14 protein-coding genes are annotated in these 22396 nt (G+C 73.0%); 9 read left to right on the top strand and 5 right to left on the bottom strand.

Annotated elements, in window-relative coordinates; translation table 11 throughout:
• The first annotated feature begins 99 nt into the window (after nt 1-99).
• From ACFQS1_RS31650 to ACFQS1_RS31640, 3 genes are read left to right on the top strand one after another with little or no spacing between them, the layout of a single operon-like run.
• Complete coding sequence (locus ACFQS1_RS31650) at nt 100-867, top strand: MBL fold metallo-hydrolase (RefSeq protein ID WP_378975499.1); 768 nt, start codon at nt 100-102, stop codon at nt 865-867.
• Nucleotides 864-4532 carry an adenylate/guanylate cyclase domain-containing protein gene (locus tag ACFQS1_RS31645; RefSeq protein ID WP_378975497.1) on the top strand — a complete coding sequence of 1223 codons (3669 nt, stop codon included), beginning with the start codon at nt 864-866 and terminating at the stop codon, nt 4530-4532. Before ACFQS1_RS31650 ends, ACFQS1_RS31645 begins: the two co-directional genes overlap by 4 nt.
• Nucleotides 4533-4563: 31 nt before the next feature.
• Nucleotides 4564-5514 carry a serine/threonine-protein kinase gene (locus ACFQS1_RS31640; protein ID WP_378975495.1) on the top strand — a complete coding sequence of 317 codons (951 nt, stop codon included), beginning with the start codon at nt 4564-4566 and terminating at the stop codon, nt 5512-5514.
• Here the strand turns inward: ACFQS1_RS31640 and ACFQS1_RS31635 are convergent.
• The 3 genes from ACFQS1_RS31635 to ACFQS1_RS31625 all read right to left on the bottom strand — a co-directional run bounded on the left by ACFQS1_RS31635 (nt 5491) and on the right by ACFQS1_RS31625 (nt 9831).
• Nucleotides 5491-7494, bottom strand: coding sequence for an ATP-binding protein (locus ACFQS1_RS31635; protein ID WP_378975493.1), 2004 nt, complete (start codon nt 7492-7494; stop codon nt 5491-5493). The two genes, ACFQS1_RS31640 and ACFQS1_RS31635, sit on opposite strands and share 24 nt — an antisense overlap.
• Nucleotides 7491-8747, bottom strand: a complete 1257-nt coding sequence (locus tag ACFQS1_RS31630; RefSeq protein WP_378975491.1) for a carboxyl transferase domain-containing protein — start codon at nt 8745-8747, stop codon at nt 7491-7493. The genes ACFQS1_RS31635 and ACFQS1_RS31630 overlap by 4 nt, the downstream gene beginning before the upstream one ends.
• Nucleotides 8748-9153: 406 nt before the next feature.
• Nucleotides 9154-9831, bottom strand: a complete 678-nt coding sequence (locus ACFQS1_RS31625) for a Crp/Fnr family transcriptional regulator (RefSeq protein WP_203078383.1) — start codon at nt 9829-9831, stop codon at nt 9154-9156.
• A 205-nt stretch (nt 9832-10036) separates the two neighbouring features.
• Here ACFQS1_RS31625 and ACFQS1_RS31620 point away from each other — a divergent pair, with 205 nt between their 5' ends.
• The 5 genes from ACFQS1_RS31620 (at nt 10037) to ACFQS1_RS31600 (ending at nt 14606) form a co-directional block, all read left to right on the top strand.
• Nucleotides 10037-11233 (top strand): CapA family protein, encoded by a 1197-nt coding sequence (locus ACFQS1_RS31620; RefSeq protein ID WP_378975489.1) that lies wholly within the window; start codon nt 10037-10039, stop codon nt 11231-11233.
• Between the two features lie 44 nt (nt 11234-11277).
• Nucleotides 11278-12072, top strand: coding sequence for an endonuclease III (gene nth / locus ACFQS1_RS31615; RefSeq protein WP_378975563.1), 795 nt, complete (start codon nt 11278-11280; stop codon nt 12070-12072).
• A gap of 77 nt (nt 12073-12149) precedes the next feature.
• Complete coding sequence (locus tag ACFQS1_RS31610) at nt 12150-12686, top strand: TlpA family protein disulfide reductase (RefSeq protein WP_378975487.1); 537 nt, start codon at nt 12150-12152, stop codon at nt 12684-12686.
• Nucleotides 12683-13393 (top strand): NUDIX hydrolase, encoded by a 711-nt coding sequence (locus ACFQS1_RS31605; RefSeq protein WP_378975485.1) that lies wholly within the window; start codon nt 12683-12685, stop codon nt 13391-13393. Before ACFQS1_RS31610 ends, ACFQS1_RS31605 begins: the two co-directional genes overlap by 4 nt.
• Before the next feature lie 34 nt (nt 13394-13427).
• Nucleotides 13428-14606, top strand: coding sequence for a MarP family serine protease (locus ACFQS1_RS31600; protein ID WP_378975483.1), 1179 nt, complete (start codon nt 13428-13430; stop codon nt 14604-14606).
• 522 nt (nt 14607-15128) lie between these two features.
• Here ACFQS1_RS31600 and mycP read toward each other — a convergent pair.
• Nucleotides 15129-16469, bottom strand: coding sequence for a type VII secretion-associated serine protease mycosin (gene mycP, locus ACFQS1_RS31595; protein WP_378975481.1), 1341 nt, complete (start codon nt 16467-16469; stop codon nt 15129-15131).
• A gap of 350 nt (nt 16470-16819) precedes the next feature.
• Complete coding sequence (gene eccCa / locus ACFQS1_RS31590; protein ID WP_378975479.1) at nt 16820-20791, bottom strand: type VII secretion protein EccCa; 3972 nt, start codon at nt 20789-20791, stop codon at nt 16820-16822.
• 143 nt (nt 20792-20934) lie between these two features.
• On the opposite strand from eccCa, the gene eccD reads away from it, so the two are divergent.
• Entirely contained in the window at nt 20935-22368 is a 1434-nt protein-coding gene (eccD, locus tag ACFQS1_RS31585) for a type VII secretion integral membrane protein EccD (protein ID WP_378975477.1), read from the top strand.
• Nucleotides 22369-22396: the final 28 nt, after the last annotated feature.

Below are 22396 nucleotides of genomic sequence, written 5' to 3'. Positions count from 1 at the left end.
AAAAAAGGGCAGAAAGTTGCGCACAGTCACCTGAGCGGCGGCTGAGATCGCACATCCGGTCCTCGGCGCAACCCCCATGCGCGACGTACGATTTCGCGCATGGGGGGAGCTTCGCTCGACGGCCTGCCGGGCTGGGTGACGCTGCTCCGCGCCCCGAACCCGGGTCCGATGACGCTCGACGGCACCAACACCTGGGTGCTGCGCGCGCCGGGCGAGGAGCTCGGCTTCGTGATCGATCCGGGCCCGCTCGACGAGGGCCACCTCCGCCGGGTCGCCGAGCACGGGCCGTTCCGCGCCATCATGATTACGCACGGTCACCACGACCACGTCGAGGGCGCGCCGCGGCTGTCCGAGATGCTGGGCGGCACGCCGATCGAGACGGCGCCGTTCGACAGCGATGGCTTGACCATCCGCATCCTCGACACTCCGGGGCACACCGCCGATTCGGTGTGTTTCCTGGTCGAGTCCGGGAATGTCCGAGCCATGCTCACGGGCGACACGATCCTCGGACGGGGCTCGACCGTGGTGGCGGCCCCCGATGGCGATCTTGGGTCCTACCTCGACAGTTTGACCGTGCTCACGGCGTACGAAAATGTCTTGATGTTGCCGGGCCACGGCCCGGCGCAGAACGACGTGGCCGCCCTCGCGCGGGGTTATCTCGATCACCGGCGGGAGCGGCTCGCCCAGGTGGAAGACGCGATGGCGCGCGGCGCGGAGACCCCGGAAGAGGTCGTTGACCTCGTTTATCCGGAGATCGACCCGGCCGTGCGGTTTGCGGCGATCTTCAGTGCCAAAGCGCAGCTGGATTATCTCCATCACAAAAATCGGGAATCAGGAACAAGGGCCGACGGGTTGGATCGGCTGTGACCTGTCCGGTGTGTGGAACCGTCGCCGTCCCCGGCGCCCGCTTCTGCCACAACTGCGGCGCCGCCCTCCCGGCCGCGGCCACGCTGCCCGCCGCCGAGCGACGCATCGTGACCGTGCTCTTCGGAGACCTGTCCGATTTCACGTCCTGGTCGGAGGACCTCGATCCCGAGCGCGTCGGCGCGGTGACCGACCGGGTGCTCGCCGCCCTGGCCGGCGCGGTCAAGACGTTCGGCGGCCACGTCGACAAGCTGACCGGCGACGGCATCATGGCCGTCTTCGGCGCCCCGGTGGCGCATGAGGACGACGCCGAGCGGGCCGTGCGCGCGGCCTTGAGCATGCAGCGCGCGGTCCGCCGCGTGCTGGACGACGAGCGGGGCGGCGGCGCCCCGCTCGGCTTGCGTATCGGGCTCAACACCGGCGATGTGGTGGCGGGCATCCAGGCGGGCATCGAGTACACGGTCATCGGCGACACCGTCAACACGGCGGCCCGGCTCGCCGATGCGGCCGCGCTGGGCGCGGTCTACGCGGGATCGCGCACCAGCGCCGGCACGCGGCACGTCGCTTCCTGGCGCCAACTGCGCCCGCTGCGGCTCAAGGGCAAGCGCGAGCCGGTGCCCGCGTTCGAGCTGCTCGGCCTGCACGACGCCCCCGGCACTCGCTCCGGCCTCGGCGACGAGGCGCCGTTCGTCGGGCGCGAGACCGAGCTGGGCCGGGTCGCCGGCCGGCTCGCCGAGGCGATCGACTCGGACACGCCGCGGGTCATGGTGATGACCGCCGAGGCCGGCATCGGCAAGTCGCGCTTCGCCGGCGAGGTCAAACGGCTCGCGGCCGGCTACGACGTGGGCGCGGGCGGCCGGTATTCGGCCGCCGCCGGGGCCCGGGTGCTGCGCGTGCGCTGCCGCGCGTTCGGCGAGCGCCGCCGCTTCGCGCCCTTGGCCGACCTGGTCCGCAAGTCGGTCGGCCTGCCGAAGGACGTGGTGGCCACGGTCGGCCGCACGGTGGTCGAGGAACGGCTGCGCAAGCTGGCCCACCGGCTGAGCCGGGAAAGCGAGGCCGCCGCCCGGATCGACATCGACCGGCTGCTGGCCCTGCTCGGGTACGGCGAGGCGCCGGCCAACCCGGTCGGCCCGGCCACCGGCGCCGACTGGCAGCCGGCCACCACCCGCCAGGACGCCGACGCGGTGTCGGCGGCCGTGGCTGAGCTGCTCTCGGCGCTCGCCGCCGAGGCGCCGCTGGTGGTCATCGTGGACGACCTGCACGACGCCACCGCGTCGACGGTGGACGCGCTGGGCAGCACCCTGTCGCAGCTCGAGGGCCCGGTCGTGGTGCTGCTGCTGGGCCGGCCCGAGCTGGTGCGCACGGCCGGCGCGCTGACCCGGCTCGCCGACGCCGAGGTCTACACGCTTCCCCCGCTGCGCGGCGCCGACGCGTCCCGGCTGCTGACGTCGTACCTCAACGGCGGCAAGCTGCCCCAGCCCGACACCGACCGCCTGCTCGCCACCGCCCAGGGCAACCCGTTCTACCTGGCCGAGATGGTGACGCTGCTGATGGAGCGCGGCGCGCTGACCCCGGCGGTCGGCGCGAACGCGGTCGGCCGATGGCAGCTCGCCGACGGCTCGCTCGGCAGCTCGCTGGGCAACCAGACCACCGGCAGCCAGCTGCTCTCCCGCGACCTCGCCGCGGTGCTCGCCGCGCGCATCGACGCGCTGCCGCCCGAGCCGCGCGCGGTGCTGCGGGACGCGGCCGTGGTCGGCGACACCGTGCCGACCGGGGTGATCGAGGCGCTGCGGGAGAGGCGGGCCGGCACCGACGCGCGGCCCGGCGCGGTGGCCGCGGTCGAGCTCGAGCGCTCGATCGACGAGCTGCTCCAGCGCCGCATGCTGCACCGGGTGCGCGGCGGGTACGCGTTCACCACCCCGCTGATGCGCGAGGGGGCGTACGCCGGCATCGGCAAGGCCGACCTCGCCGACCGGCATGCCTACCTGGCCACCTGGGCCGCGCCCGAGACGATCGACCGGCTCGGCTACGACGGCGCCTCGCGGCTGAGCCTCACCGAGAACGAGCGGGACGCCTTCGTCGCCACCCACGCCGAGTGCTCGGTCGAGCTGGCCGACCAGGTGCGGCTGCGGCCGGAGGCCGCGGTGCGCGACGTGGCCCCGCTCGGCGTCGCGGCGCTCGGCCGGCTGGCCCGCCGCGCGCTGGCGAACATCGAGCCGGCCGCCTCCATCGAGTACGCCGAGCGCGCCTCGGCGCTGGTCAAGGAGCCGCTGCCGCTGCCCGACCAGCTGGTGCACGCCCGCGCGCTGCTGCGCCTGGGCCGGGCCGAGGAGGCGCTGGCCCACGGCGAGAAGATCGCCAAGAGTGCCGGCGACGAGCCGGTCTCGCGGGCCGAGGCGCTGCTGGTGGTGGGCCGGGCGCACGAGGCACTGGGCGACGTCGGCCGGGCCGTGGCGGCCTGGCAGGAGGCGCTCGACGTCGCGACCGAGGCCGAGCTGCTGCCCGAGCGGGCCAACGCGATGCGCCGCCTCGGCATGGCCGACTTCCTGGCCGGCCGGCTGAGCCAGGCGAGCAGCCGGTTCGCCGCGGCCTATCAGGTGACCTTGGCCGCGGGCGACCGGCACGGTCAGGCCTGGGCCCTGCAAAACCTGGCCTGGGTGACCACCACCCGGGGCGACTTCGCCGGCACCGACGCCGTGCTCGGCCGGGCCGCGCGCCTGTTCGCCGAGCTCGGTGACCCGGTCGGCCGCTCCTGGCTGCGGGGCACCACGGCGTTCGCGCGGCTGCTGGCCGGCCGGTTGCAGGAGTCGCGCCGGCTGGCCCGGATCTTCCTGCCGTTCGGCGACCGGGTCGGCGAGGCGTGGGCGGTCGGCACGCTGCGGGCGGTCGAGGCGTACGCGGCCAGCGAGCTGGGCGAGCTGGGCGAGGCCGACGGCGAGGCGCGCCGGGCGTACCGGGACTTCAACGCGGTCGGCGACGACTGGGGACGGGGCCTGGCGCTGGTCGTCCGGGCCGCGATCGCCCGCGGCCTCGGCGAGCTGGATCACTCCTTCGACCTGCTCGGCGATGCCCTCGGGTACGCGGGCCGCACCGGCCACCCGCTGCTGCTGGGCATGGCCGGCACGATGCGCGGCTTCGTCGCCCTGCAGCGTGGCGACCTGGAGCTGGCCGAGGCCGACGCGCGCCGGGTGATGGCGGCGGTCGAGCCGCACAACCCGCTGGCGCCGGCCCAGGTCGGGCCGCGGGTGCTGCTGGCCGAGGCGCGGATCCGGGTGGGCGACGCGGCGACGGCGATCGGCCTGCTCGCCCCGATCGCCAGCGACACCGGCTCGCCGTCGCTGCTGTTCTCGCGGCGGCACGCGCTGGCGTCGTACTCGTCGGCGCTGCTCGCCGACGGCCGGGTGACCGAGGCGCTGACCTGGATCGAGCGGGCCCGCGAGGCGAAGTCGGAGGACGTGCGCAGCGGGGTGCTGGCCGAGATGACGTACGCCCGGGTGCTGGCCGCGGCCGACCGGTGCGAGCAGGCGCGGCAGGCCGCCGAGCAGGCCGTTCTGCTGTCCTACGCGACCGAGCAGGCGAGCGAGCGCGCGGCGGCCGAGGAGCTGCGGGCCACCCTCGCCGCGGGCCCGCTGGAAACTGTCGCGTACGCGTCCGACGTGCCGGGATGACCTCGCGGGGTGCTGGCGTAAGTTCTGTGGCATGACGGAGACGCCGCCGGGACCCCTGCCCGTGCCGTACGTGCCGGGGATGTCCGGCTTGTCCGTCATGGCGCGCGGCGGCTACGCGACGGTCTACCGCGCCATGCAGGACTCGGTGGGTCGCGAGGTCGCCATCAAGGTGGAGAATCGCCGCCTGGAGAGCAACCGTGACCAGGCCCGATTCCTGCGCGAGGCGCGGGCGGCGGGCCGGATGTCCTCGCATCCGCACGTGGTCGACCTGTTCGACGTGGGCGTGACGGTCGACCAGCACCCGTACCTGATCATGGAGCTCTGCGACGGCTCCTACCTGGACCGCATGCGGGTCACGCCGCTGAGCGCCGCCGAGGCGCGCGACCTCGGCATCAAGATCGCCGATGCGCTGGTGCATTCGCACGCCAACGGCGTGCTGCACCGCGACGTGAAACCGGCCAACATCCTGTACTCGCAGTTCAACTCGGCCGTGCTCGCCGATTTCGGCCTGGCCGTGCTGGGCGAGATGCGCGACTCGTCGGTCACCCTCGAGGTGCTCACCCCGGCGTACGCGCCGCCCGAGATGTTCCGGCACGACAACCCGTCCGGCGCCGTCGACGTCTACGCGCTGTGCGCGACCCTGTACGCGGTGATGCGCGGCCGCCCGCCGCGCTGGGACGGCGATCGCAACCCCAGCCTGATCACCCTGATGGACCTGTTCCATCAGCCCATCCCCGACCTGCCCGGGGTGCCCGGCGAGCTGACCCGGCTGCTGCGCTACGGCATGGCCAACGACCCGGCCTCCCGGCCCACCGCCGGGCAGCTGCGCGATCTGCTGACCAAGATGGATCTCGAGGGCCCGGGCCACTCCCGGGTGCCGCCGCCGCGCCTGATGAACGGCGACGAGACCCCGACCGTCCGCCACGCGAAGGCACCCAGGAAGAAGTGGCTGTTCGGCCTACTCGGGATCCAGGACCGCTAACAGCTCCCCGGTGTCCACCTCGGCGCCCGGGTGCACCGGCAGCGAGGCCACCACGCCCGCGCTCGGCGCGTGCACCGGGTGCTCGAGCTTCATCGCCTCCAGCGTGAGCAGCAGCTCGCCGGCGCGTACCCGCTGGCCGGGCACGACCAGCACGCGCCGGACCGCGCCGGGCAGCGGGGCGATCAGCGAGCCCTCGGCGGCCTCCGGCGCGGGCAGCGGGAATCGGGACAGCTCGCGTAGCGCCACCGAACCCTCCGGGCTGTCCACGTAGGAGACCTCGCCGACCCGGTGCACGTTGAAGGTCAGCCGGATGCCGTTGACGTCCAGCACCACCCGCTCGTCGCCGGCCGCCACCACCACCGTCTCCGGATGGTCGTCGACCACGGGCGCCTGGCCCAGCCCGGCCAGGTCGAGCTCCTCCGGGTCGACCGCGCGCACCCACCAGCCGGCCAGCTCGCCGTGCCGGTTCATCCGGTAGCCCACCTCGACCGGGCCGGCCGGGCCGTCGTACACCGCGGTCTGCGACCCCGACGGGACATTGCGCCAGCCCGAGGGCAGCGAGCCGAGCACCGTCGCGGTCGCGCGCCGTGCGGCCGCGCCGGCCAGGGCCGCGGCCAGACAACTGATGCGTACGGCGTCGACCGCCGACAACAGCGGGGCGAAGACCTCGGGGCGCCGATCGAGGAAGCCGGTGTCCACGTCCCCGGTGCGGAACGAGTGATGCCGCAGGACCCGGACCAGCAGATCGCGGTTGGTGGCCACCCCGTGCAGCTGGGTGCGGGTCAGCGCGGAGGCCAGCATGCGCGCCGCCTCCTGCCGGGTCGGCGCCCAGGCGATCAGCTTCGCCAGCGTCGGGTCGGGGTGCACGCCGATCACCGAGCCGTCCTCCACCCCGGCGTCCAGGCGCAGGCCGGGCTGCGGCAACGGGCGGAAGGCGCCGGCCACGTCGGGCACGGCGAAGCGGTGCAGGGTGCCGGAGGCGGGCAGCCACGCGTACGCCGGATCCTCGGCGCAGACGCGCACCTCGATGGCGTGTCCCCGGATCGGCGGCGGGCCCGGCATCGGCAGCACGCCGCCCTCGGCCACCAGCAGCTGCAGCCGCACCAGGTCGTAACCGGAGACGCACTCGGTGACCGCGTGCTCGGCCTGCAGCGTCGGGGTCAGCTCGAGGAACCAGAAGTCGCCCTCGGCGTCGAGCAGGAACTCCACGGCGCCGGCGCCCACGTACCCGATGGCCCGGACCGCGATGATCGCGGCCCGGCACAGTTCCTCGCGCAGCGCCGGGTCGACCGCCGGCGACGGCGTCTCCTCGATGATCTGCTGGTAACGGCGCTGCACCGAGCATTCGCGCTCGCCGAACGGCACGACCGAGCCGTGCTCGTCGGCCAGGATCGGGATCTCGATGTGCCGGACCTCGTCGAGGTACGGCTCGCAGAACACGTCGCAGCCGGCCTCGCGCCGGGTCGAGGCGATCGCCTCGGCGAGCGTGGCCGCGTCGCGCACCACCCGCATGCCGGCGCCGCCCGAGCCGGTGTCCGGCTTGATCAGCACCGGGTAGCCGGAGACCTTGCCCGGTTCGGTGAACGTCGGCAGCACCGGCACCCGGGCCTCGGCCACCAGCTCCTTGGTCTCCCGCTTGCTGCGCAGCACGCCCAGGGTCTTGGCGGGCGCGCCCACCCAGATCATCCCGGCGTCGGCGACCGCGGCCGCGAAGTCGGCGTCCTCGGCGAGCAGACCGTTGCCCGGGTGGATGGCGTTGGCGCCGGTGCGCTGGGCGGCCGTGATGATCAGATCACCACGCAGATAGACCGCCGCTGTCCCGCCGTCCAGGTGTACGGCGTAGTCGGCCTCGGCCACGTGCGGCGCGTCGGAATCGGCGTCGGAATAGACGGCGACCGTCTCGATGCCGACCAGGCGGCAGGTGGCGAACACCCGGCGGGCGGTCTCCCCACGGTCTGCCACCAAGAGACGTCGGATCACTGGTCTACCTTTCCGGGTCGGAACACGCCGACGTGCCCGGCGCCCTCGACGACCGCGCTGTGCGCGGCGGAAAGGCAGAGGCCGAGGACGGTACGGGTGTCGCGGGGGTCGATGACACCGTCGTCGTCACCGCCGGACGGCTCGTCGGCCGGCCAGCTGAACACGAAGCGGGGGTCGCCGGCGCGGCCGGTGTCCAGCGCCAGGTGCGGCACCGAGGACAGGGTCAGCGCCTCGATCTCGGCCGAGCCGAACCGCGTGGCCAGGAACAGCAGCGCGGTGTCGGTGGCGTTGGCGAGCTGGATGAAGTGGATGGCCTTCTGCGCCTCGGCCGGGCCGTGCGGCGCCCCGGTGCCGGCCAGCACGCCGACCGGGTAGCCGTGCAGCTCGCCCCAGCCGGCCACCAGCGCCGGGCCGTGCGCCGGCTTGAACTCGTCGAAGTCGCTGCCGTCCAGGACCCGGGCGAGGATCTCGCGCGGATCGTCGTCCTTGGTCAGCGAGAGCAGATCCTCGGCGTCGTACTTGGGCGGCTCGGGCGGGAACGTGCGCGGCCCCGGGCCGCGCTTGCGCCAGTTGAGCCGGCGCAGGCTTTGGCGGGCCAGGCGCAGTCCGTCACGTTCGTCCTCGGCCAGTTGGTCGGCCGGGCCGGTGCCGCCGGCGTGGCCGCGCACCAGGATGGTGTAGTCGGAGAGCTGCGGCAGGTAGGCGTCGTCGCCGCTGACCGGGCCGAACACGACGCAGACCGTGGGGATCCGTTCGGCGGCCAGCCGGCTCAGGTCGCGCGCCAGGCCGCCGGACCGGCGCCGGCCGCCCTTGGCCTCGCCGGGCGACTCCACCAGGTTGACCAGCGGCAGGCGGTTGGCCGCGGCGATCCGCGCGGCGCGACGGATCTTCTCGAGCGGGTACGGGTCGACCGCGTTGCGCTGGACGGTCGGGTCGACCGCGATGATCACGCACTCGACGCCCTCGACCACGCCCACGCCGGTGACCACGCCCGCGCCGATCGGGAACTCGGTGCCCCACGCCGCCTCCGCCGACAGCTCGAGGAACGGGCTGTCCTGGTCGAGGAGCATCTCGACGCGTTCCCGCGGCAGCAGCTTGCCCCGGGCGTGGTGCCGGGTCACCGCCTTCTCGCCGCCGCCGGCCCGCGCCTCGTCCAGCGCCGCCTCGAGCCGGGCGAGCCGCGCTATGGCGACCCCGCGGCACTCCAGGTAGGCGGGGGTCCGCGGGTCGATGGCCGTGTCGAGCACGGTCACGTCGGGACCCCGATGCGGTGTACGCCCCCCACCATGTTCAAAGCCGCGCCCTCTCGTGTTCGCCGGTGCCTCTCGACCACCTCCGTAACGAGCGGCCAAGCGGGTGCGACACGGATCCGGATGCGACCGTTATGTCGCCTTTTCAGGCGTATTTAGGGCGTTTGTGGGGGCGACGAGCGCTCGCCGCTTTGGGGGAACGGCCTGCGGGCGGCCGATTCTGTGGAACGGTGTTGGCGTGGCCGCTTTGTGGACAGCGTGGGCGGGGCGGGACGTGCGCTCGTGCGGACGGCGTGCGCGCAGCCAAACCTGCGGCCTGCTCGCGGTCGCGGCTGGGGTTGCCGCGACGAACCAGGCTCCGGGGATCGTGCCGGCCCCCGGGCCCTGGGTCGCGGAGAACGGGCTTTCGCTAGACGCGCGCGCGCCGGGCCAGGCGTTCCGGGTCGAGGATGATGACGCTCTTGCCGTCCAGGCGCAGCCAGGCTCGCGAGGCGAAATCGGCCAGCGCCTTGTTGACCGTCTCGCGCGAGGCGCCGACCAGCTGGGCCAGCTCTTCCTGGGTGAGGTCGTGCGTGACGCGCAACACACCGCCGTCGCGGGTGCCGAACCGGCCGGCCATCTGCAGCAGGTTTTTCGCCACCCGGCCGGGCACGTCGGTGAAGATCAGGTCGGCGAGCGCGTCGTTCGTGCGGCGCAGGCGGCGAGCCAGCACGCGAAGCAGCTGCTCGGCGATCTCGGGCCGATTGTTCAGCCACGGGCGGAGCGACGTCTTCTTGAGCCTGGCCATGCGGGCGTCGGTCACCGCGGTCGCGGTCGCCGTGCGGGGACCCGGGTCGAACAGGGACAGCTCGCCCACCATGTCGGACGGGCCCATGATCGAGACCAGGTTCTGCCGGCCGTCGGCCGCGCGCCGTCCCAGCTTGATCTTGCCGGACAGCACGATATACAGGCTGTCACCGGCCTCGCCCTCGTTGAACAGGACGTCGCCCTTGCGGACCTCGACCGTGTCCATCTCCTTGGCGAGCGCCTCGGCGGCCTCCGGGTCGACCCCCTGGAAGATCCCGCTCCGCGCCAGCACCTCATCCATGCCGCACCTCCGAACACGCGCAACGCCTGCGCTCGATCAGTCTAGGCGCACGCGGGCGGGAATCGGGCAGGCACCCCTTGATCCAGATACTGCAGGGTAACCACCCCGACCGTGACGGGCCGTGTTTGTTGTCGCTCACGCAGGCGCGACAACGAGCCATTCGACGGAACGTCCGCGGTGCATCCCGAAGGTATCGTCGCGGTCGATGAATTCCCACCCCTCCTCCCGCAGCCCGGGCCTTTTTGGGCGCCCTGTCCTTACTATCACGATTGTCCTGGCGGTTCTCGCCGGTGTCGGCGCCGGCGGCGTCGCCTTCGCCAATCGTGGAGCGGGTCCGGCGCCGCAATGGCAGGAGCCCGCGGCAGCCCGTTCGACGGCCTCGTCGCCGGCCGCCGCGCCGGTGGAGTCCGCCGCGACCGAGGCGTCGTCGCCCGAGACGATCACCGTCTCGGCGACCGGCGACATCATGATGAGCAACGCGCCGAACAAGATGCCGCCCAACGACGGCGACGGCTTCTTCGACTCGGTGAAGGAAGGCCTCCGGTCGGATCTCGTGATGGGCAACCTCGAACAGCCGCTCACCACCGACACCGGCACCTCCAAGTGCGGCTCGCCCCCCGGGCCGAACTGCTTCGCCTTCCGGTCGCCGCCCGGCTATGCCAAGCACCTCAAGGACGCCGGGTTCCAGCTGGTGAACCTGGCGAACAACCACACCAAGGACTTCGGGTCGCAGGGCGCGGTGAACACCCGCGCCGCGCTCGACGACGCCGGCATCAAATACACCGGCAACAAGGACGAGATCACCGTGGTGGAGGTCAAGGGGATCAAGGTCGCGGTGGTGGGCTTTTCCGGGTACGCCGGAGCGAACAACCTCAACGACCTGGAGCACTCGAAGGACGTCATCCGGGCGGCCAAGGAGCAGGCCGACCTGGTCATCGTGCAGGTGCACATGGGCGCCGAGGGCGCGACCATGCAGCACGTCAAGCCCGGCAACGAGATCTTCTACGGCGAGAACCGGGGCGACCCGATCAAGTTCAGCCACACGGTCATCGACGCGGGCGCCGACCTGGTCGTCGGGCACAGCCCGCACGTGCTGCGGGGCATGGAGTTCTACCAGGGCAAGCTGATCGCGTACAGCCTCGGCAACTTCGCCGGCGGCGGCAAGACGTTGTCCAGCCAGGGCGTGCTCAAGTACGGCGGGATCCTGCGCGTCACGCTGGGCAAGGACGGCTCGTACGCGGGCGGGAAGTTCCTGTCGACATACATGAGCTCTGTCGGCCTCCCGACCCGGGACGCCTCGAAGGAGACGGGCCGGAAGCTGGTCGCCCAGCTCAGCGAGGAGGACTTCGGGGACACCGCGGCGGTGCTCGGCAAGGACGGATCGATCAAGCCACCGGCGTGACGATTCCTGTCGTACCCGCGACGTACTCTTTAGCGGTGACTCTGGTGGTGCGGTCGGTCAAGAGATTCGCGAGCGAGACGCCGATCGGGCGCAAGCGGCGCGCCCGCAAGATGGCCAAGGTCCTCGCCGAGACCCATCCTGACGCGCATTGCGAGCTCGACTTCACCACCCCGCTGGAGCTGGCGGTCGCCACCATCCTGTCGGCCCAGACCACCGACGTCCGGGTCAACCAGGTGACGCCCACCCTCTTCAAGCGATACGTGACGGCCGCCGACTACGCCGGGGCCGACCGCGGACAGCTCGAGGAGCTGCTGCGCCCGACCGGCTTCTTCCGGGCCAAGACCGACTCGCTGATGAAGCTGGGTCAGGTCCTGGTGGAGAAGTACGACGGCGTCCTGCCCGCCAAGCTCGACGAGCTGGTCAAGCTCCCCGGCATCGGGCGCAAGACGGCCAACGTGATCCTCGGCAACGCGTTCGGCGTGCCCGGCATCACGGTCGACACCCACTTCCGCCGGCTGACCAACCGCTTCGGCTGGGTCGACGAGGACGACCCGGTAAAGATCGAGTTCCAGGTCGCCGAGCTGATCGAGAAACGCGACTGGACCATGCTGTCGCATCGGGTGATCTTCCACGGCCGGCGGGTCTGCCACGCCCGCAAGCCGGCCTGCGGCGCCTGCACGCTGGCCACCATGTGCCCGTCCTACGGCACCGGCCCGACCGAGGCGGCCGCCGCGGCCAAACTGCTCAAGGGGCCACGCGCCCGCGAGCTCGCCATCGCCGCCGGTGTCGACCCCGATCTGGTCCCGGCCGCGGCCGTCACCGCACCGGATGCGCCGTGAGGCCCTTGCGCCGCTCCGCCGCGGTTCGGGCGTCGCGTCGCTTTGCCGCGGTTCGGCCGTCGTGCCGCTTCGCCGCCATGGCGCTGCCGCTCGTCGCGCTTGTCGCGGCGGGGTGCACCGCCGCGACCCGATCGGAGGACACCCCGTCGCCGTTCGCCGATTGCAGTGGCGTCGCCACCCGGCCCGCGCCGCCGGCGCCCACCCTGCCCGACGTCGAGCTGTCCTGCTTCACCGGCAACGACCAGATCGCGCTGCGGTCGCTCCCCGGCCCACTGGTTATCAATCTCTGGGCGTCGTGGTGCGACCCGTGCCGCCGTGAGCTGCCGGTCATGCAACAGCTCGCCGACCAGGCGGCCGGCAAGCTCACCGTGCTCGGCGTCGACACCGGCGACACCCGGGACGCCGGCGCCTCGTTCGCCGCGGCCAAGAGCGTCCGCTTTCCCACCCTGTTCGATCCCGACAAGAAGCTGGCCAACGCGGTCGCCGGGATCAACCTGCCGATCACGATCTTCATGGACGCGTCCGGCAAGACCTACGTGAACCGGCTTCCGCTCGACGCGGCGAAGCTCACCGACCTGGTCGAGGAGCACACCGGCGTGACGGTGGAACTGTGAGTCAGGGGCGGGTGCTGTCGCGCCCCGACGATCTGCCGTCCTGGTTCGACCCGCTGCTCAGCCGGGTCGCCACCTGCCGTACCGAAGACTTCACGCCGTTGCGCCCGCCGGCCGGCGGCGGCCGGCCCAGCGCGGTGCTGGTGCTGCTCGGCGAACAGACCCCCGGCCGGCCCGACCTGCTGATCCTCCAGCGGGCCGCCACCATGCGAAACCACGCCGGCCAGCCGGCCTTCCCCGGCGGCGGCACCGATCCCGAGGACGCCGACGCCGTCGCCACCGCGCTGCGCGAGGCGCGGGAGGAGGTCGGGCTCGAACCGGCCAGTGCCCAGGTGCTGGCCCTGCTGCCCGACCTGTTCATCCCGGTCAGCTCGTTCGTGGTGACCCCGGTGCTGGCCTGGTGGCGCCGCCCGCACCCGGTGAGCCCGCACCAGCCGGCCGAGGTCGCGCACGTGGCCCGTTTGCCGATCGATGAACTGGTCGACCCGGAAAACCGTATCCGGGTGCGACACCGCAGCGGTTGGGTCGGGCCCGCCTTCCAGGTCCGCGGATTGCTGGTCTGGGGCTTCACGGCGGGGGTGATCTCGGCATTGCTCGACATGGGTGGCTGGTCGCGGCCCTGGCAGCCGGGTCGCATAGTGGAGCTGCCGGAAGCGTCCGCTCCGGTCCCGGCGGCACGCGGCGGTGCGCCGGACGAGGTTCTGCCATGATCTCGCGCTGGCCCGCCGCCTCTACGCTGAGTGAGTGTTCGTGGTCGATGGCATCCTGATCCTGCTCATGCTGGTCTTCGCGATCAGCGGCTACCGCCAGGGCTTCGTCATCGGGGCGCTGTCGTTCGGCGGCTTCTTCAGCGGCGTGCTCATCGGCCTGCAGATCGGCCCGCTGATCGCCGACAAGTTCACTGACCCGACCGCCCGGCTCGTGGTGTCGCTCGCCGCGATCTTCGCGCTCGCCGTGCTCGGGCAGACCCTGGCCGGCTGGCTCGGCACCCACCTGCGCCGGCAGATCTCCAGCAAGCCGGTCCAGCGCCTCGACGACGCCGGCGGCGCGCTGATCTCCCTGGTCGCGGTGCTGCTGGTCGCGTGGCTGATCGCGGTGCCGCTCGGCTCCACCCCGTTCCAGGGGCTCAACCGCGAGGTCCGCAACAGCGCCATCCTCGGCAGCATCGACAGCCTGATGCCCGAGCAGGCGCAGGCGCTCTCGTCGGCGCTGCGCGAGACCCTCGACACCAACGGCTTCCCCGACGTCTTCGGCGGCCTCGCGCCGACCCGCACCAAGGAGGTCGCGGCGCCCGACCCGGCGCTCAAGGGCTCCCAGATCGTGCAGAAGTCCAAAAAGTCGGTGATCAAGGTGCTGGGCACCGCCCCGAGCTGCTCGCGGCGCATCGAGGGCTCCGGCTTCGTCTACTCGACCGAGCGGGTGATGACGAACGCGCACGTGGTCGCGGGCACCCGGGAGGTCGCCGTCGAGGTCGGCGGCGCGCGCCTGCAGGGCAAGGTCGTCGTGTACGACCCGGAGCGCGACCTGGCGGTGGTCTACGTCCCCGGCTTGAAGGCGCCGGTGATGCCGTTCGTGTCGAAGCAGGCCGCCAGCGGTGCCAGCGCCATCGTGCTGGGCTATCCGCAGGACGGACCGTACGACGCCCAGTCGGCCCGGGTCAGCGACGTCAGCCGCATCACCGGCCCCGACATCTACGACTCCGGCGACGTGACCCGCGAGATCTACACGATCCGATCCCTGGTGCGCAGCGGCAACTCCGGCGGCCCGCTGATCACCCCCACCGGCCAGGTCCTGGGGGTCATCTTCGCCGCGGCGGCCGACGACAAGAACACCGGCTTCGCCCTCACGGCCGGCGAGGCGGCCCCGGTCGCCCAGCAGGGCTTGAGCCGCACCCGCGGCGTCTCCACCGACGACTGTGCGTAACGACGAGGCCCGTCACCACCACGCTGGGTGAGTGCGGCTGGGGGACAGCAGCGCAAGGTGACGGGCGCGTGAGCGAAGACAGCGGTCCATGACATGCGCTCGGGGGTGAGACTGCCCTCCGACGGGGTGCGCGGTCCGGGACGAGTGCGCGGCTGCGAGGTGGCACACCGACGGGTCTGGCGCTGGGTGGCGCGGCGGCCGGCTCGGCGGCGGTGCGGCGTGACGGGCGGCCGGCCGGGCGACGGTGCGGCGTGATGGGCGGCGGTGCGGCGTGACGGGCGGCCGGCCGGGCGACGGTGCGGCGTGATGGGCGGCGGTGCGGCGTGACGGGCGGCCGGCCGGGCGACGGTGCGGCGTGGTGGGCTGGCGGCGGTGCGACGCATTGGTTGGGCCTGGCTGCGGTGCAATGCGATGCGGGGGCTGGTGGCTGCGGTGCGCGGGCTGGGCTGGTGGCTGCAGTGTGTGGCGGTGCGCGGGCTGGTGGCTGCAGTGTGTGGCGGTGCGCGCTGCGTTGCGGCGGCGTCAGGTGGTGTAGGCGAAACGGCGCACGGTCAGCAGGGCGGCTACCGCTGAGATCAGCAGGAGGCCGCCGGCGAGCCACCAGGTGTGGTCGGCCGGCGTCGCGGTGACCGTGGCGGGGGAGGCGGCCTGGCCGGCGGCCACCCGCGGCGGCACGGTGGACGCGTCGTCGGGGGCGGACTGGGCCTGGCCGGGAACCGGGGCCGAGCCGAAGCGGGCGATGCCGGGGGACGGGGACGTGTCCAGGGGGTTGTCGAAGACCGCGGGGACCGAGGCGGTCAGGGCGCCGGTGGGGTCGACCTCGCCGAAGCCGAAGGTCGGGTCGCGGCCGGCGGGGCCCTCGTCGCGGGCGGTGCGGATGATGCGGTTGATGACCTCGCCGGCGGGCATCGTGGGCCAGCGGGAGCGGATCAGCGCGGCGGTACCGGAGACCATCGGGGCGGCGAAGCTGGTGCCCTGCACCTTCCAGTAGTTGCCGCCGGCCTGGGCGCCGACGAGTTGGGTGGCGGGGGCGGTCACCACGGTCTCCTTGCCGGTGATCGAGCCGGACCAGAGCGAGTCGCCGGCCTTGTCCATCCCGGCCACCGCGATCACGCCGGGCTCGCGAGCCGGATACCAGACCTCGGTGTCCGACGAGGCGCTGGTGTTGCCGGTGCAGGCGACCACCACCACGTCCTTGGCGAACGCGTAGTCGAGCGCGGCCGCGAGCGTGGCGCTGCTGCCGTTGCCGCCGAGCGACAGGTTGATCACGCGGGCGCCGTGGTCGACCGCCCAGCGCACGCCCTGGGCCACGATGATGGCGTCGTCGTAGCGGTTCTCCTCGTCGAGCACGCGTACCGGAAGAATCTTGGCCTTGGGGGCGATGCCGACGACGCCGGCCTGGTCGTCGCCGCGGCCCGCGATGATGGCCGAGACCGTGGTGCCGTGGCCGACGAGGTCGGTGTCGCCGTCGCCCTTGGGGTCGACCAGGTCGAGGCCGGGGAGCACCTGGCCGGTCAGGTCGGGATGGGTCGAGTCGACGCCGGAGTCGATGACCGCGACCGTGACGCCGGCGCCGTTCGAATACGTCCACGCGCCGGCGATATTCAGCGTCTTCAGATACCACTGGTCGTTGCGCACTGAGTCGCCGACGAGCGGAATGGGCGGCTCGGCAACCGGCTCCGCGACCGGAAGGGGCGCGCCCAGCGGGAGCGGCGCAGCCGGAAGGGGCGCGCCCAACGGGAGGGGCGCGTTCAGCGGCAGGGGCGCGTTCAGCGGCAGGGGCGCGGCGACCGCGGGCGCGGCGGGCACGGCGAGAGTGAAGAGCCCGGCGAGCACGGCCGAGGCAAGCCGTCCGCTCAGCAACGGGCACCGCCGGAGGCCGCACGAGAGTTGCCGGCGGCGTCGTGATTGGAGGGCGTGCCCGCGTGGGAGGAGGGCGTGGCCGCGTGGGATGAACGCGGGGCCGCGTGGGTGGAGGGCCAGCCGGCACGGAGGGTCGGCGGGGTCGCGTGGGGGGAGGGCGAAGCCGCGCCGGGGCCGGAAGGCATGCGGCATCGGGCCCTGGTGGGCCAGAAGCCGGCGCTCGCAGCACTCACGGGTCGCATCGCCTATCCGATCCTGGATGGTCGATGCAGATTACTCCGAAACGGGGCCTTATTGGTGGGGTCGGTCGATGGATATCGCACCGGCGGTGCGGCGGGAATCGGTCGTTTTTACGCATACGGCGGCAAGTGCGCCAGCTGGATGAGGCGAATGCCCTCACGACGGGTGAGCAGGCGGCCACGGCCGGGGGGCATCAGGGTGGGCTTGACCGCGCCGATCAGGGCACCCTCGTCCGATGGGCCGGACATCACCATGCCGGGGGCGGACAGCTCGCGGAGGCGCTGGATCACCGGCTCGTAGAGGGCTCGGCTGGCGCCGCCGGCCCGCCGGGTGAGCACCAGGTGCAGGCCGACGTCGCGGGCCTGGGGGAGGTACTCGAGCAGCGGGGTGAGCGGGTTGGTCGGGCCGGCCACCACCAGGTCGTAGTCGTCGACCAGGACGAACAGCTCGGGGCCGGTCCACCAGGAGCGGTCGCGCAGCTGCTGGGCGGTGACGTCGGGGCCGGGCAGGCGGCGTTCCATGTAGCCGGCGACCGACTGCATCAGCTCCAGCGTCTTTTGTGCCTGGATGCCGTAGCCGATGCGGTGCTCGGACTCGGGCAGGTCCATCAGGCTGCGGCGGTAGTCGACCAGGATGATCCGGGCCTCCTCGGGGGAGAACCGCCGGATCACCGAGGTGGCGAGCGCCCGCAGGAAGGAGCTCTTGCCGCACTCGGCGTCGCCGAAGAGCAGGAAGTGCGGGTCGGAGGCGAAGTCGATCTCGACGGGCTGGAGGTCGGCCTCGGAGATGCCGATCGGCAGCCGCAGGCCGGAGCTGCGGTCGAGGTCCAGCTCGGCGTACGGCACCGAGGACGGCAGCATGCGCACGCGCGGCGCGAGCGGCCCGTGCCAGTTGGTGGCGACCGCCTTGACCAGCGCGTTGGTGTCGGCCATCGTGCTGAGCTCGGGCCGCACGGTGAGCAGGTGGAGGAACTTGTTTTTATCCGTGGGGTGCTCGACGATGCCGCGGCCGGGCTTCTCCGGCACCGTCATCGCGGCCCGCCGGTTGATCATCGAGTCGCTCGGGTCGCCGAGGCGCAGCTCCAGCCGGGAGCCGAACAGGTCGCGGATCGCCGGGCGGAAGTCCATCCAGCGCGACGACGAGGCCACCACGTGGATGCCGTACGACAGGCCGCGGGTGGCGATGTCGGTGACGACCGGCTCGAGCTCTTCGTATTCCTTGCGCAATGTGGACCAGCCGTCGACGACGAGGAACACGTCGCCGAACGGGTCGGCGTCGGCCGCGCCGCCGGCCGGGTTGGCCCGGCGGCGCCGGTAGGAGGCCATCGAGTCGATGCCCATCGCGGCGAACCGGGACTCGCGCTCGGCGAGCAGCGTCGACATCTCGCCGACCGTGCGCCGCACCCCGACCGTGTCGAGCCGGCTCGAGACGCCGCCGACGTGCGGCAGGTCCCGGACCGAGTTGAGTGAGCCGCCGCCGAAGTCGAGGCAGTAGACCTGCACCTCGGTGGGGGTGTGGGTGAGCGCGAGGCCGCAGATCATCGAGCGCAGCGCGGTGGACTTGCCGGAGAGCGTCGAGCCGACGATCGCGACATGGCCGGCCGCGCCGGCGAGCTGCAGCCACATCACGTCGCGCAGCTGTTCGCGCGGCTTGTCGACCATCGCGATCGGCACCTGCAGGGCGCCGTGCAGCTCGGGGTTGGCGAAGGCCAGGCCGCGGGCCGGGTCGGCGACCACCGGGCCGAGCAGCTCGTCGAGGGCCGGCGACTGGTTGAGCGGCGGCAGCCACACCTGGTGCGCGGGCGGGCCCTGGCCGTTGAGCCGGTCCACCATCACGTCGAGCACGCTTTCGCCGGCGGGGATCTCTTCCGGTTTGGGCTGCACCGGCTTGGCCGGCTTGGGCGCCGGCACATACCGGGTCGAATATTCCAGAACTTGGGGCACGGCGTTCGCCCCGCCGGCCGCGGCGCGGGCGCCGGCCTTGCGCATCGGGCCCGACACGTACGCCGCCTTGAAGCGCAGCAGCGGCTCGGTGCCGAACTTGAGATACCCGTGCCCGGGCGAGCGGGGCAGCTCGTACGCGTCGGGCACGCCGAGCACCGCGCGCGACTCCAGCGCCGAGAACGTCCGGAGACCCACCCGGTACGACAAGTGGGTGTCCAGGCCGCGCAGCCGGCCCTCCTCGAGCCGCTGGCTGGCCAGCAGCAGGTGCACGCCGAGCGACCGGCCCAGCCGTCCGATCTGGACGAACAGGTCGATGAAGTCGGGCTTGGCGCTGAGCAGCTCGGAGAACTCGTCACAGATCACCAGCAGCGACGGCAGCGGGGGCAACGCCGCGCCGCCGGCCCGCGCCTTTTCGTAGTCGCGCAGGCTCGCGTAGTTGCCCGCCTTGCGCAGCAGCTCCTGCCGCCGGACCATCTCGCCGTCGATGGCGTCGACCATGCGGTCGACCAGAACCAGCTCGTCGGCCAGGTTGGTGATCACGGCGGCGGTGTGCGGCAGCCGGTCGAGCGAGGCGAAGGTGGCGCCGCCCTTGAAGTCGATCAGCACGAAGTTCAGCGTCTCGGACGAGTGGGTCGCCGCGAGCGCCATCACCAGCGTGCGCAGCAACTCGGACTTGCCGGAGCCGGTCGCGCCGATCAACAGGCCGTGCGGGCCCATGCCGTCCTGCGCCGACTCCTTGAGGTCGAGCTCGATCGCGCTGCCGTCGGCCCCGACGCCGATCGGCACCCGCAGCTTGTCGCGGTTGGGGCGCGGCGACCAGCTCTGCTGCACGCTGAACGTCTCGGGATCGCCCAGCCCGAGCAGGTCGGGCAGGCCCATCTCGGTGGCCAGCGGGGTGTCCGACGACTTGGACATCGCGGCCAGCCGCAGCGGGGAGAGCCGGCGCGCCACCGCCTCGGCCTGCTCGACGGTCAGCTGGTCGGGCGTGCCGACCTCGGCCTCGTGGTCCATCGAGTAGGTGTTCAGCACCCGGCGGCCGCCGACGTGGGCGGTCTCGAGCACCAGCAGCGACCGGTCGAGCAGGCGCGGCGGCAGCTCGTCGAGGTCGAGCACGGTCACGCCGTCGATGCCGTCGTCGAGCTGGGTGGCGCCCTTGAGGTCGATGCCGTCCAGCACGATCACCACGTGCGGCGAGCTCGCGGTCGCGCCCATCGGGTTGAACCGCGGCCGGTTGCCGATCACGTCCTCGAGCAGGCGCTCGAGGTCGGGGCCGGTGCTCGCGACCAGCCGCACGTGGCCGAGCGCGTCGGTGCGCGACGGGTGCAGGTTGTGCGGCAGCCATTTCACCCACTCCCACTCGGCCCGGCGGTCCGGCCCGGCGCAGATCGCGACGATCATGTCGTCGGGCGCGTGGAACGTGGCGAGCTGGCAGATCACGGCCCGCGACAGCGCACGGGCGTCCGGCTCGCCGGTGGGCCCGGCGCCGCGCAGGAAGACCCGCGCGAAGCCGCGCAGCGACGCCGCGACCGGGAGGTCGGGGACCACCGAGTACGCGTCGAGGAAGCGCCGCAGCGCGCCGGCGGTCATCGGCTCGAGCTCGTCGAGCGGCCGGGTCTCCGGCGGGATCAGCGGGGTGGCCAGGGTCTGCGGGCCGACCGCGAGCCGGACGACGCCGAAGTCGGGGTCGGCCGGGCGGCGCTCCCACACCCGATGGCTGCCGGCGGTGGACCAGAGCTGGCCCGGGTCGGGATGGCGGTAGAGCATGCCGACGCGCTGCTTGGTCGCGGTCTCGCGGACCCGGCGGCGCAGCCCGGACAGGTGCCGCAGGTATTCCCGGCGGGCGGCCATCATCTCGGCCTTCTTGGGCGAGCCGCTCGCGCCCATGCTGGTGGTCAGCATGGCGATCGAGGAGACTCCGAAGAGGCCGCCGATCACGTACGAATACGCTCCGCCGCGGCCCTGACCCATCATCATCGCCATCGCCACCGAGCCGCCCAGCATCGGCAGCGCCATCATCGCCTGCTGCCAGCGGCCGCCGGACGCCTGCGGGATCTCGGGCGGCGGCTCGACAGCGATCTCACCGGTCGGTATCTCCGGCGCCGGGCGGCGGGCCGACCGCTTGATCACCACCGTGCTCATGCCTGGAATATCCCCTTCGTCCACAAGGGTGTGTGGTCACCCCCCGCTGCGCGCGCCGGTCCGCCGGACATCGCGACGCGCCCATGGTAGGTAAAGTGCGGTTCGTTCCGCAGCCTCCCTGCCATCGATGGGAAAGAAAGACAGTGAGCGTCGGCCTGGCCCGAGTCACCATCAGCGCGCCGAATCGCCGCGTCGACGTCGCGCTCCCCGAGCACGTTCCGCTGGCCGAGCTGCTGCCCGAGGTGCTGCGGCACGCCGGCGAGGGTCTCGCCGACGACGGCGAGAGACACGGTGGGTGGGTGCTGCGGCGCACCGACGGCGTCGCGCTGGTCACGTCCCAAGGTCTTTTCCCGCAGGGCGTACGCGACGGGGAAGTGCTCCATCTCGTGCCCGCGCACAACGACTGGCCCGAGCTCGAGTACGACGACGTGGTCGAGGCGATCGCCGAGGGCGCCCGCCGCCGGGGCAGCGCCTGGACGCCGGCCTCGACCCGGACGGCGACCCTGGCCGCGGCCGGGGTGCTGCTCGGTATCGGCTTGATCGCGATCCTGCTGGCCGGGCCGGCCTGGAACGGCGCGGCCGCCGCGGGCCTGGGCGTCGCGGTCGTGCTCGCGGTCGCCGGCGTCACCGCGTCCCGCGCCTACGCGGACGGCCGGGCCGGCGCCGCGCTGGGCGGCTACGCGATGCCGTATGCGTTCGCCGGCGGTGCGGTGCTGGTCGCCTCCAACGACCGGGTCGGCGTGCTGCCGTTCCTGCCCTGGCTGGGCGACTCCGAGCTGCTCGCCGGGTCGGTGGCGCTGCTGATCGTGGCCGCCCTGGGCGGCGTCGGCGTGTCCGCCTCGCTGCGGCTGTTCACGGCCGGCGTGGTCACCGGGCTGCTCGGCGCGGTGGCGGCGCTGGTCAGCATCTTCACCGCCGCGGCCGGGGCCGCGGCGGTGCTGCTCTCGGTGCTGGTGTGCGGGATCGGGGCGATGCCGCTGCTGGCGATCCGGTTCGGCAAGATGCCGACGCCGCCGGTCACCCTGCCCACCGGCGCCGACGCGGCCGCGGGCTTCACCGGCGCGAGCGCCGGCGGCGCGCTCGACGTGGCCCGGGAGCGGCCCGACCGCGAGACGGTGTTCGCGGCGGTCACCCGCACCGAGGAACTGCTCGCGGGCATGCTGCTCGGCCACGCGGTGCTGGCGGCCGGCGCGTTCCTGGTGCTGTCGACGTCGGGGTCGCTGTCGTCGCGGATCCTGATCGCCGTCTCGGCCGCCGCGCTGCTGCTGCGGTCCCGGCTCTTCGTGACGCTGCGCCAGCGCGTGCCGCTGGTGGTCGGCGGGCTGGCCGGGGCGTTCGCGCTCGGTGTCGACCTGATGGGGTCGGCCGACGCGATGCTGCTGCTGGCGCTGACCGTCGGCGCGCTGCTGCTCGCGATCGTGACGGTGGTCGCGGGCGCGACGTATTCGGCACGTCCGCCGTCGCCGTACCTGGGACGCGCGGCGGACATCGTCGACACCCTGGTGGTGGTCTCGGTGATTCCGGTGGCGTGCGCCGTGGTGGGGCTCTACGCCGCGGTCGGCAGCATCAGCCTGTAGCGGTGCGCGCGACCGTGGCCCGAGGGCC

This window comes from Paractinoplanes rhizophilus (genome assembly GCF_042664765.1).
Lineage (GTDB): Bacteria > Actinomycetota > Actinomycetes > Mycobacteriales > Micromonosporaceae > Actinoplanes > Actinoplanes rhizophilus.
The sequence above is the reverse complement of the archived record's forward strand: the minus strand, read 5'-3'. Positions and strand labels throughout refer to the sequence as shown.